The sequence below is a fragment of the Kitasatospora sp. MBT66 genome, assembly GCF_000710405.2.
GTDB lineage: Bacteria > Actinomycetota > Actinomycetes > Streptomycetales > Streptomycetaceae > Kitasatospora > Kitasatospora purpeofusca.
Genome location: NZ_JAIY01000020.1, coordinates 120,649 through 132,422 on the forward strand (window position 1 = coordinate 120,649; position 11,774 = coordinate 132,422).

8 protein-coding genes and 1 pseudogene are annotated in these 11,774 nt (G+C 75.3%); 5 read left to right on the plus strand and 4 right to left on the minus strand.

What is annotated here, in order from left to right; translation table 11 throughout:
* The first annotated feature begins 149 nt into the window (after nucleotides 1–149).
* Nucleotides 150–1,028, plus strand: a complete 879-nt coding sequence (locus BI06_RS41600; RefSeq protein WP_043477307.1) for an MOSC domain-containing protein — start codon at nucleotides 150–152, stop codon at nucleotides 1,026–1,028.
* Nucleotides 1,029–1,482: 454 nt separating this feature from the next.
* A complete protein-coding gene (locus BI06_RS41605; RefSeq protein WP_030396907.1) occupies nucleotides 1,483–3,882 on the plus strand; it encodes a right-handed parallel beta-helix repeat-containing protein in 2,400 nt (799 codons plus the stop codon).
* 107 nt (nucleotides 3,883–3,989) lie between these two features.
* On the opposite strand, the gene BI06_RS41610 is transcribed toward BI06_RS41605, so the two are convergent.
* The gene (locus tag BI06_RS41610; RefSeq protein ID WP_030396908.1) at nucleotides 3,990–5,096 is read right to left on the minus strand and encodes a PLP-dependent cysteine synthase family protein; all 1,107 of its coding nucleotides are present in this window, start codon (nucleotides 5,094–5,096) and stop codon (nucleotides 3,990–3,992) included.
* A gap of 144 nt (nucleotides 5,097–5,240) precedes the next feature.
* Nucleotides 5,241–6,419, minus strand: a complete 1,179-nt coding sequence (locus BI06_RS41615) for an ROK family protein (protein WP_043477585.1) — start codon at nucleotides 6,417–6,419, stop codon at nucleotides 5,241–5,243.
* Between the two features lie 116 nt (nucleotides 6,420–6,535).
* On the opposite strand from BI06_RS41615, the gene BI06_RS41620 reads away from it, so the two are divergent.
* Both BI06_RS41620 and BI06_RS41625 read left to right on the plus strand, forming a co-directional pair.
* Complete coding sequence (locus BI06_RS41620; RefSeq protein ID WP_030396910.1) at nucleotides 6,536–7,801, plus strand: MFS transporter; 1,266 nt, start codon at nucleotides 6,536–6,538, stop codon at nucleotides 7,799–7,801.
* 76 nt (nucleotides 7,802–7,877) lie between these two features.
* On the plus strand, nucleotides 7,878–8,459 hold the full coding sequence (locus BI06_RS41625) for a HutD family protein (protein WP_030396911.1): 582 nt from the start codon (nucleotides 7,878–7,880) through the stop codon (nucleotides 8,457–8,459).
* On the opposite strand, the gene BI06_RS41630 is transcribed toward BI06_RS41625, so the two are convergent.
* On the minus strand, nucleotides 8,460–9,638 hold the full coding sequence (locus tag BI06_RS41630; protein ID WP_199523451.1) for a hypothetical protein: 1,179 nt from the start codon (nucleotides 9,636–9,638) through the stop codon (nucleotides 8,460–8,462).
* A gap of 139 nt (nucleotides 9,639–9,777) precedes the next feature.
* Complete coding sequence (locus BI06_RS41635; RefSeq protein WP_233290523.1) at nucleotides 9,778–10,776, minus strand: triacylglycerol lipase; 999 nt, start codon at nucleotides 10,774–10,776, stop codon at nucleotides 9,778–9,780.
* Between the two features lie 114 nt (nucleotides 10,777–10,890).
* Here BI06_RS41635 and BI06_RS51965 point away from each other — a divergent pair.
* Nucleotides 10,891–11,774, plus strand: a pseudogene (locus tag BI06_RS51965) (PucR family transcriptional regulator); the annotation flags it as partial.

The window sequence follows — 11,774 nt, forward strand, 5'->3', positions numbered from 1 at the left end:
GGGCGGTCCGTGCGCGTTCGGGCAGCGTGTCGGGGCAGTCCCTCGCGGCACCGGCCCCGGCGGCTTCCGGCCGCGGTTCCGGTCACCGGTCCGCGAGCGAGGCAGGACTCACCCGCGGCCGGTTCGGGCGGGGCTGGCAGGATGGAGGCATGCAGCTCACCGGACTCCACGTCTACCCCGTCAAGTCCATGTACCGTCTGAGCCCCGAGAGCGCGCTCGTCGAACCCTGGGGCCTGGCCGGCGACCGCCGCTGGATGCTCGCCGACGCCACCGGCCGCTTCGTCAGCCAGCGCGAGAACGCCGCCATCGGCCAGGTCCGGACCGAGCTCACCGCCACCGGCGCCCTCGTCCTCACCACGCCCGGCGGCTCCCGCGCCGAGATCCCCGCCCCCTCGGTCGCGGTCGGCGCCCAGCTCGCCGACGTCGAGGTCTGGGGCACCCGCTTCCACGCCGCCGAGGCCGGGAAGGAGGCCCAGCTGTGGATCGCCGAGCAGCTCGGCGACTACCGGCTGGTGCACCTGGACGACCCGCGCGCCCGGCCCGTCGAACCGGGCTTCTCGTCGCCGGGCGACACCGTCTCGATGGCCGACGGCTTCCCGCTGCTGCTCACCACCACCGCCTCGCTGGCCGAGCTCAACACCCTGATCGCCGAGGCGCACCCCGACGGCCACGAGACCCTGCCGATGGAGCGGTTCCGCCCCAACGTGGTGGTCTCCGGCAGCGACGCCTGGGCCGAGGACGGCTGGCGCCGGATCCGGATCGGCGGACTGACCTTCCGGGTGGTCAAGCCGTGCGGGCGCTGCGTGGTCACCACCACCGACCAGGAGAGCGGTGAGCGGCGCGGCGCGGAGCCGCTGCGCACCCTGGCCAAGCACCACCGGCTGCTGAAGAAGGCCGCGTTCGGGCAGAACCTGATTCCGGAGCGGCCGGCGGGCGTCGAGGGCGATGCGCTCGGCACGCTGCGGCTCGGCGACGAGGTCGAGGTCCTGGAGGACGGCATGGAGTGGCCGTCCGACCGACTGGTCTGACCCTCCGGCCCGGCCGGCCGCTGCGGTCGGCTTCCTCGGACGGCCGTCCGCGGAACGCCTCCGCGGACGGCCGCCACCGGGAGGGACCGCGCGCTCCCGGCGCACGGGGCCGGCGCCCACGCGCCGGTACCCGCGCGCGGGTGCCCTGCCCGGGGCTCCCGGCCGGCCCCGCAACCGGCCGCTCCCCCACCGGCGCCGCACCGGCCCCCGGCCGCTTCCGCACCCGCGTCCCGGAACCGGAACTGTGCGCACTCGTTGAAGCATGTGGTGAACCCGCGACGGCACCCGGCCCCGCCCGCCACCGGGCAGTGCGGAACGGCGGGAGCATCCGTGCGGGCGCGCTACGGTGGGCGGACGACCCGCGCACCCCGTGCGCCGCGTCCGGGCGAACGGCGCCCGCGTGCGTCCGGTCCGCAGATCGCCGGCTCGATGAAGGTGGGGACAACAAACCGTCATGGCTGAGCACAGGGTCCGGGTCACCCAGGACAGCGCATCCCGCTGGCGGCGCCGCGCCGGCGAGTACGACACGCTCACCGAGGCCCTGGCGGCCGCCGAACCCGGCGACACGGTGACCGTGCGGTCCGGCACCTTCCGGGAGAACGTGGTCGTGGACAAGGCGGTCACGATCGTCCCCGCCCAGGGCCCCGGGACCGTCCGGATCGACCCTCCCGGCGGCGTACCGCTCACCGTGACGGCCTCGGCCACCGTCCGGGACCTGGTGATCGAGGGAAGCGACCGGTCCTCCCCCGCCGTGCTGGTGTCCGGCGCGGACGCCGCCCCCTCCTTCACCGGCTGCCGGGTCGAGACCCGCTCCGCCGCCGGGATCGAGGTCGTCGACGGCGCCCGGCCGACCCTCAAGGGCTGTGTGGTCGCCAACCCGGACGGGCTCGGCCTGCGGCTGCGCGGACCGGGCACCGCGGCGGCGTTCGAGGACTGCGAGGTGTCCGCCGCCGGTCAGGCCGGACTCGCCGTGCTCGGTGGCGCGACCGCCGCGCTGGAGCGCTGCCGGGTGCACCACGCGACCGGCGCGGGCGTCCTGCTCTCCGACCCGGGCAGCGCCGCCGAGTTGACCGGCTGCGAGATCTACGAGATCCGCGGCAGCGGGGTGCAGGCCGAGGACCGGGCCGGCGGGCGGCTGGTGGACTGCGACATCCACCGGGTCACCGGCAACGGCCTCACCCTCGACAGCGAGGCCGAACTCGTCCTGACCGGCTGCCGGGTGCACGACCTGCCGGAGAACGCGGCCGACCTGCGCGGCCGGGCCCGGCTCAGCCTCGCCCACTCCACGGTGCGGGACTTCGGGCGCGGCGCGCTCTCGGTCTGGGACCAGGGCACCGAGGCGAGCGCCGAGTCCTGCGAGATCCACGGCTCGAACGGCGAGTACCCGGCACTGTGGGTCAGCGACGGCGCCCGGCTCACCCTCACCGACTGCGCCCTGCACGACCTGCCGGACGCCCTGTTCGTCCTGGACCGCGACTCCGCCGCCGTCGCCGAGGGCTGCTCCTTCAGCCGGATCCGCAGCTCGGCGGTGTCGGTCAGCGGCGGCGCCACGGTGACGCTGAGCGGCTGCCGGGTGCAGGAGGCGGGCACCGGGCTGTGGTTCCGCGACCACGGCAGCGGCGGCCTGCTGACCAAGTGCGAGATCTCCGACGTGGCGACCGGGGTGATCGTCACCAAGGGCGCCGACCCGGTGTTCCGGGACTGCACCGTCCGGGCCGGCTCGGACGCCGGCGTCTATGTCTCCGCCCAGGGCCGGGGCACCTTCGAGGACTGCCGGGTCTCGCACGGCAAGGGCTTCGGCTTCCACATCATCGACGGCTGCCGCACGGTGCTGACGCGGTGCCGGGCCGAGCAGAACGAGCGGGCCGGCTTCGAATTCTCCGAGCCCGGACCGGTGGTGGAGGGCTGCACCTCGGACGATGTGGCGGCGCTGCCGTCACCGGCCACCGAGATTCCCGGGCCGCGCGCCCAACTCGCCTCCTCCGCAGGCTCCCTGGCCTCCGCCGCGCCCGCGGTGATCGGACCGATCCCGGACTGCCGGCCCGCCGACGAGGCACTGGCCGAACTCGACGGGCTGGTCGGCCTGGCCACCGTCAAGCAGGAGGTCCGGACCCTGATCGACCTCATCTCGGTCGGCCGGCGGCGCCGGCAGGCCGGCCTCAAGGCCCCCTCGCTCCGCCGCCACCTGGTCTTCACCGGCGCCCCCGGCACCGGCAAGACCACGGTGGCACGGCTCTACGGCGAGATCCTCGCCTCGCTCGGGGTGCTCCAGCGCGGGCACCTGGTCGAGGTGGCCCGGGTGGACCTGGTCGGCGAGCACATCGGCTCCACCGCGATCCGCACCGCCGCCGCCTTCGACCGGGCCCGCGGCGGCGTGCTCTTCATCGACGAGGCGTACGCGCTCGCCCCCGAGGACGGCGCCCGCGACTTCGGCCGGGAGGCGATCGACACCCTGGTGAAGCTGATGGAGGACCACCGGGACGAGGTGGTGGTCATCGTGGCCGGCTACACCACCGAGATGGAGCGGTTCCTGTCCGCCAACCCCGGTGTCTCCTCCCGGTTCTCCCGGACCGTCACCTTCCCCGACTACACGGCCGAGGAGCTGCTGGAGATCGCCCGCGCCCAGTGCGCCGAGCACGAGTACGCGCTGGCCGACGCCACCGCGCTGGCACTGCTGGAGCACTTCGCCGGCATCGAGCGCGGCCCGACCTTCGGCAACGGCCGGACCGCCCGCCAGGTCTTCGAGACCATGGTGGAGCGGCACGCGATGCGGGTGGCGCAGCTCGACGACCCGTCCACCGAGGACCTCCAGCTGCTCGTCCCCACCGACCTTCCCGCGCCCCGACTGCCGTAGCGGAAGGGGGCGGTGGGGGCCGGCGCCACTCGTCAGCCGCCCGTCAGCCCGTCAGCCCGTCAGTCCGTCAGCCCGTCAGTCCGTCAGCCCGTCAGCCCGTCAGCCCGTCAGCCCGTCCAGGCTCCGCCGGCCAGGAAGGCTTCCAGTCCGGCCCGGTAGGGCGCGATGTCGATGCGCTCCCCCGCCAGCCACTCGTCCGCGTAGTACTTGTCGAGGTAGCGGTCGCCCGGGTCGCAGAGCAGGGTGACCACGCTGCCGCGCTCCCCCGCCGCCCGCATCTCGGCGACGATCCGCAGCGCGCTCCAGAGCCCGGTCCCGGTGGAGGCGCCCGCCTTGCGGCCGAGCACCCCGTCCAGCACCCGGACGGCGGCGATCGAGGCGGCGTCCGGGACCTTCATCATCCGGTCGATCGCCCCGGGGACGAAGCTCGGCTCCATCCGGGGCCGGCCGATCCCCTCGATCCGCGAACCCCGGTCGCACACCGCGTCCGGGTCCTCCCGCACCCAGCCGTCGAAGAAACAGGAGTTCTCCGGGTCCGCGACGCAGATCCGGGTGTCGTACTGCATGTAGTGGACGTACCGGGCGATGGTCGCCGAGGTGCCGCCGGTGCCGGCGGTGGCCACGATCCAGGCCGGCTCGGGGTGCGGCTCCAGGCGCAGCTGGGCGAAGACCGACTCGGCGATGTTGTTGTTGCCGCGCCAGTCGGTGGCCCGCTCGGCGTAGGTGAACTGGTCCATGTAGTGGCCGCCGGTCTCCTCGGCGAGCCGGGCCGAGGCCTCGTACACCTCGTCCGGCCGGTCCACCAGGTGGCACTCGCCGCCGTGGAACTCGATCAGGTCGATCTTGGCCTGGCTGGTGGACTTGGCCATCACCGCGATGAACGGCACCCCGACGAGCTGGGCGAAGTACGCCTCGGAGACGGCGGTGGATCCGCTGGACGCCTCGATGACCGGCTTGCCGGGGCGGATCCAGCCGTTGCAGAGCCCGTAGAGGAAGAGCGAGCGCGCCAGCCGGTGCTTGAGCGAGCCGGTGGGATGGGTGGACTCGTCCTTGAGGTAGAGGTCGATGCCCCACTCGGCGGGCAGCGGGAAGCGCAGCAGGTGGGTGTCGGCCGAGCGGTTCGCGTCCGCGTGGACCTTGCGGACCGCCTCCTTGAGCCAGCTCCGGTACTCCGGGTCGGTACGGTCGACGTCGACGGTCGGTTCGGTCCCCATGGCCTGCCACTCTCCTCGTGCGAGTTCTTCGAAGCCCCCCTCCGATGCGCTCACTACGAGTGTACGAGTGTCACGATAAGTGACATTATGCGAAGCCCCAGGCTCCGCTTATCGACCGCCGAAGCCACGGGCCCCCGAGCGGAGTCACCCCACCTGCACCGACTGCGGGTCGGCCAGGTACGGGCGCCAGCCGAGTTCCGCCGCCCCGGCCAGCGCGCTGTGCGCCAGCTCGGCGCCGACGATCGGCACCCGGCCGCTGCGCCCCCAGAGGCTGCGGTCGGCCACCACCGCCCGCAGCCGGTCCGGCGCGGCCTCCAGCAGGTCCCGGTGCAGCCCGCTGAGCACCACCCGGTCCGGGTTGAGGATGTTGACGACCCCGGCGAGCCCGAGTCCCAGCCGGTCGATGACGTGCTCCACGGCCGCCCGGGCCCGCTCGTCGACGGCGGCGGCCCGGCAGACCTCACCGGCCTGGTCGAGCAGCGGCCGCCCACGGTCCGGCGTCAGACCGGCCGCGGCGAACAGCGCGTCCGGGTCGGTCTCGGAGTTGAGGCAGCCCCGGTTGCCGCACGGGCAGGGGCGGCCCTGCGGATCGACGGTCAGATGGCCGACCTCCAGGGCGAGCCCGGCGCTGCCGGTGTGCAGCCGCCCGTCGATGACCAGCGCGCCGCCGACCCCGCGGTGGCCGGAGGTGACCAGCAGCAGGTGCCGGGCGCCCCGTCCGGCGCCGTGCCGGTACTCGGCGAGGGCGGCCAGGTTGGCGTCGTTGGCGATCGAGGTGGGCAGCGGGTCGAACGCCCCCGGACCGTGCTCGGCGCGCCCCACCTCGACGTCGTAGAGGTCAGCGACCGGGGTGCCGCTGGGCCAGGCGAAGTGCAGCGCGGCCAGTGCGGTGCCGTCCGGTTCGGTGACCGGGTTGGGCAGGGCGAGCGCCGCGCCGAGGCAGCGGCGCTCGGTGGCGCGGGCGAGTTCGGCGCCCGCCTGGGCCACCGCGCGCAGCATCCGCACCGGGTCGGTTGCGGCGGGCAGCGGCAGGTGGACCGGCGGGTCGAGCAGTCCGCCGAGGCCGGCCAGGGTGACGCTCAGGCCGTCGGCGTGGATCTGTCCGGCGATCACCACCGGGCCCGCGGGGTCGATGGCCAGCCGGTGCGAGGGGCGGCCGCGGCCGCCCCCGGCCGGGCGGGAGTCGACCGTGATCAGCCCGAGCGCCTCCAGCTCGGCGGTGACGGCGCCGGCGGTGGCCCGGGTGACGTCGAGCGCGCGGGTGAGGGCCGAGCGGGTCGGGGTCTGGCCGGTGTGGATCAGCTGGAGCGCCGGACCGAGCAGCGTCCGGCCGCGGTCGGGGGCCGCGCGGCGGTGGGCGTCGCGCTGCGCGTCGAGTTCGGCCCCGGTCCCGGGCTTCGGACTTGAAGGTGAGAGCTGCACGTCCCTATTCTTACTTTGTGCCGCTCCGAAACAAAATTCGTCCCCATGCCCCCGCCGACCGGCCGTCCCCCCAGTCTCGCAGCATCGGCGCCCGATCCCGCACCCTCCCCGCGTCCGCCCTCTCCTCCTGGGGCGGCGCCCGACTCGCCCTGACCGCCTTCTTCGCCGTCGACGGCCTGCTCTTCGCCGCCTGGGTCGTCCGGATCCCCGACATCCGCAACCAGGTCAGCGCCTCGCACGGGGCGCTCGGCCTCGCCCTGCTCTGCGTGTCGGCGGGCGCCGTGGCCACCATGCCGCTCGTGAGCCGGCTCTGCCTGCGGTACGGCTCCCGGCCGATCACGGTGGCCTCGCTCGTCCTGCTCGCGGTCTCCGTCCCGCTGCCCGCGCACACCCACTCGGTGCCCGCGCTCGGCGGCGTCCTGCTGCTCTTCGGCGCCGGCTACGGCGGCGCGAACGTCGCCATGAACAGCGCCGCCGTCGAGATCGTGAGCGAGCTCGGGCGCCCCGTCATGCCCAGCTTCCACGCCGGCTACAGCCTCGGCGGCCTGCTCGGCGCCGGGGCGGGCGGCCTGCTCGCCGGCACCCTGACGGCCGCCCAGTGGCTCGCGATCGCCGGACTGCTCGGCCTCGCGGTCACCGCGCTCGCGGGTGCCGCCCTGCTCCGCAGCCCCGCGGCGCGACCGGTCGGCACCGCGTCCACCACCGCGTCCACCACCGCGGCCCCCTCCGGCCGCACCGCCGCCGGCGCCGGCCGCGTACTGGTCCTGCTGCTCGGCCTCACCGCGTTCTGCACCGCGTACGGCGAGGGCGCGATAGCCGACTGGACCACCGTGCACCTGACGGACGACGTCCAGGCCGGCGCGCAGGCGGCCGCCGCCGGTTACGTGGCCTACGCGCTCGCCATGACCACCGGGCGGATCGGCGGCACCTGGCTGTCCGTCCGGCTCGGGCAGAACCGGGTGATGCTGCTCGGCGGGTTCACAGCTGCGGCCGGGATGCTGCTGGCCGCGCTCGCCCCGCTGGTCCCGCTCGCCCTGGCCGGGTTCGTGCTGGTCGGGCTCGGACTGGCCAACCTCTTCCCGCTCGCCATCGCCCGGGCCGGTGCCGCCGGCGGCCCCCGGGGTGTCGCCCTCGCCTCCACGCTCGGGTACGGCGGCATGCTGATCGGCCCGCCGGTGATCGGCTTCCTGGCCGACGCGACCAGCCTGCCGCTCGCCCTCACCACGGTCGCGGTCGCGGCCGCCGTGGCCGCCCTGCTCCCGCTGGCCGTCCGGCGGCACTGAGCCGCCCGCCGGCCCGCCGGACGGAGGGCTCACCGGCGGGTCCCCCACGCCTCCGGGCCCGTGCGAGGATCGCGCCATGACGAACAGCACCGGACCGGTCCAGCTCCTCCGCGCCGCCGAACGCCCGGCCACCGCCTGGCGCAACGGCGGCGGGGTGACCAGGGAGGTCGCCGGGTACCCGGCGGGTTCGGGGCTGGACGACTTCCAGTGGCGGGTCAGCCTCGCCGACGTCGGGTCGGCCGGGCCCTTCTCCGCCTTCCCCGGCGTGGACCGGGTGATCACCCTGGTCGAGGGCCCGGGGATGGCCCTGACCGTGGACGGCACCGAGCACGTCGTCGACGCGCCGTTCCGCCCGTTCGCCTTCTCCGGCGACGCGGCCACCGACTGCCGGCTGCTCGGCGGCCCGCTGGTCGACTTCAACGTGATGACCCGACGCGGCCGCGCCACCGCCGAACTGGCCCTGGCGACGGAGCCCCGGCCGCTCGTCGTCGCCGCCGGCACCACCGTGCTGCTGGTCTGCCTGTCCGGCACCGCGGACCTCGACGACGCCACCACCCTCACCCACTACGACGCTGCCCTCCTCACCGCCCCCGCCACCCACACCCTCGACCCCGCCGGCACCACCGCCGTACTCACGCTCCGCGTCTCCGTCGACTAGCTAGCGAGCGTCCGGCGCCAGTCCCAGCGCGGCGAGCACCCGCTCCAGCTCCCCTACCTCGGCGCCCTCGACCTCGATGGCGCCCGCCACCCGCAGCTCGAGGTGGGCGAACCGGGGGGCCAGCGCGGTCAGGACCGCCAGCGGGTCCCGCTCCGCGTCGGTGTCCTCGATCACCAGCTCCCGGACGGTCAGGCTCTCCAGTTGGGGCAGCAGCGGGTGCTCGGCAAGGACGACGAGGTCCCCGGCCTCCTCGGGCTCGAACGTCGCCGCGCCCAGGTCGAGGTGCCGCAGCCGGGGGTACCCGGCGGGGGCGAGCTCCTCCAGCTGGAGGTTGCTGCCGACGGTGCCGTGCACGTCGTCGTCGATCTCCACCTCCAGCGCGACCAGGCCCGGCGTGGACGTCCCGAACAGGGACCCGTCCGAGAAGACCGCGCCCCTGGTCCGCAGGTGCGTCAGCTCCTCGTGCACCACGTCGTCGAACAGGAACGCGCCTTCGAGCTCCAGACTGCGCAGGGCGGGCAGCGCGGGCCAGAGCGCCCGGCCCGCCTCGTGCGGGACCACCGGGTCGTGCAGGTACCGCTCGACCTCCAGCGGGCGGCCGGTCGAGGTCCGGTGGAGCTCGAAGAGCGTGTCGTAGTGGTGGCCGAGGTACAGCTCCGCGAGCCGGGGCCGCTGCCGCGCGGCGAGCGCCGCGGCGGCGCGCCCGGCCGAGTGGTGGTGGTCCGTCAGGCGCAGCTCCAGCGTGCGCAGTCGCCCGGCGGCCGGGTGGCGCAGCAGCACGTCGACCAGGGCCGCCTCCCACTGCTCGGGGTCGTCCGGGTCGTGGTCGCCGCCGTGCGGCAGCTCCGCCAGGAGCCGGACCACCAGCGCCCGGCGCCGCCGAGCGGTCCCGTCCGCCGGGCCGGTCCCCTCCGTCAGCCGGAACCCGGCGGTGTCGAGGAAGCCGCGGGACCAGCCGAGCCGCCACGATCCGTCGGCCCGGAGGCCGTCCAGCCCGCAGTCCCGCTCCACCTGCCGGTACAGCGCCGCGAGTTCCGGGTCGTCGGCCGGCGCCCCCCGGTGCTCCAGCCGGATCGCCTCCCCCCGCGGATCACCGGCCTCGCTCAGCGCCCGCGCGTACACGAGCCAGTCCGCCCAGTCCTCCGACACCGGCACCGGCACCTCGTCGACGAAACCCACGCCACTCTCCTGTCCTCGGTCCACGGCAGTATCCCCGCCCCCACCGACACCCGGCGCACCGGACCGCCGCGCGGGAAGTCGGCCCGTCCGACTTCCCACGCGGCGGCAACGGCCTTGAGCGGCACCGGTGGTGGCGGCCTCAGCCGCAGAGCACCGGTGTGGCGTGGGCCGGGTCGAGCGCGTTGGTGACCAGGTGCAGCGCGGTCGGCGCGAAGGCGACGGCCACATGCTCGGCGAGCGACAGCGGGCAGTGCGCCTGGACCACCTCGTTGTCCACGGCCGCCGCACCGGCACCGCCCGCACCGTCCAGGAACTGGCTCCGGTAGGGCGTGACGACCTCGTCGTAGACCGTGGAGATCACGGTGTAGCGCACGCCGGGGACGGTGTCCGGCCGGGAGGCCATCCGCCGGTTGAAGTCGGAGCCGACCGCCTGGTCCCGGCAGGCCGCGCAGGCCGTGTAGATCAGTTCGGCGACGCGCGGGAAGTACGGGGCGAGGTTGGTGATGCCGTCCAGCGTGGTGCCGTGGTTGGACGGCGCGAGGGCGACCAGCTTGCCGACCTTGGCCGCGCCGCCGAGGAACTTCAGGTAGTAGTTCGGCAGCATGCCGCCCTGCGAGTGGCCGACCAGGTCGACCTGGGCCGCGCCGGTCGCCCCGCGCACCAGGTCGACGAAGCGCGCGAGTTGGGCCGCCGAGTCGGCAACCGGGGCGAGCCCGCCGATCGGCAGCAGCAGTCCGCTGCCGGACGAGGTGATGCCGGGGACCGTGCCGTAGTCCAGGGCGAAGACGCAGTAGCCCAGGCTCTTCAGCAGCGGCGAGAGCACCAGCCAGTTCTCGTACCGGTTGGCGAAGGTGCCGTGCACCAGGACCACCGGGTTCGGGTGGGCGGCACTCGGCCGGCAGGTCCAGTCGTTGGCGCCGGGCGGGGAGGCCACCGTGTCGCCGTCGGGCGGGAGTTCAGCCGCGGAAGCCGGGGCGGGGGCAGCGGCGGCGGGCTCGGTGGGGGTCGCGTCCGCCGCCCGGGCCGCACCGGCGGGAGTGCCGGCGAGCAGCGCACCGGCCAGGAGCGCCGCACCAGTGGCCCCAAGGAGCCTGCGGCGCAACAGCCTTGCGGCGGAGCGGAGAAGTGGGGTTCTCAACGGTTGCCTCCGGAGCGGAAGTTTGTTACCAACAGGTAACCCGAGTGCCTCCATCCTGCGGTCGCCCCTCCGACCTGGGTCTCGGGCGGCTTCCAGACCTCGACGGAGTTCTCTGTGACCGGTCACAATTCACCCCCCACCGCAGCCGGTTGGCGGATCCCGGTGATCGGCGGCACCGCCGCCGACCAACGTCTGCTGAGCGCCGTACCGGAGTTGGCCGAGGCCCTGGTCGCCGCACTGCTGGACCGGGTGCCGGCCTACCGCCGCTTCCCCCGCGAACTCGCCGCCGGCGAACTGGTCCCGGTCGCCGCCCGCCGGATCCGCGCCCTCGCCCACGCCGTCCGCACCGGACTGCCCGCCCCCGAGGGCGAGTTCGCCGCCGTCCGGGAGGCCGCCGCCCGGCGCGCCGAGGAGGGCGTGCCGCTGGACGCCGTACTCTTCGCCCACCACCTCGGCATGGAGGTCTGCTGGGAGCTGATCACCCGGCACGCCGACGACGGCGACGCCGCCGACCTGCTGCTGCTCAACCGGCTGATGCTCAACCACCTGCGCCGGGCCGCCGCCGCGACCTGCGCCGGATACCTGGCGGAGGGCCGCGGCGACGCCGACGAACGGCGGGCCGCCCGAGGGGCCCTGGTCACCGCGCTGCTGGACGGCGCGCCCGCCGAGGTCGCGGCGGCGGCCGCCCGGGCCGGGATCGGCCTGCCGCCCGCCTACGCGGTGCTGCGCCTCGCCGTCGCCGAGCACCCCGACGAGCGCTCCCCGGACGTCGACCGGGCGGTCGCGGGGCACCGCAAGCTGCGCCGGCTGCGCACCGAACTCGACCACGCCACCCGGCAGTCGGCGCTGTCCGCGCTCACCGCCGCCGGCGGTGTGGTGCTGGTCCCGCTGGAGCACGACCCCGAGGCCGTGCCCGAACAGGCCTGGGAGCGGCTGGCCGAGACCCTGCGGCGCCTCGCGCGCGCGGCGGGAGTCGCCGTCCGGGCGGGCGGGTCCGC

Bases quoted from the DNA above. Each gene is read 5' to 3' on its own strand.
- BI06_RS41600 (WP_043477307.1), top strand. From the start codon at position 150: ATGCAGCTCACCGGACTCCACGTCTACCCCGTCAAGTCCATGTACCGT.
- BI06_RS41610 (WP_030396908.1), bottom strand. From the start codon at position 5,096: ATGGGGACCGAACCGACCGTCGACGTCGACCGTACCGACCCGGAGTAC.
- BI06_RS41605 (WP_030396907.1), top strand. From the start codon at position 1,483: ATGGCTGAGCACAGGGTCCGGGTCACCCAGGACAGCGCATCCCGCTGG.
- BI06_RS41625 (WP_030396911.1), top strand. From the start codon at position 7,878: ATGACGAACAGCACCGGACCGGTCCAGCTCCTCCGCGCCGCCGAACGC.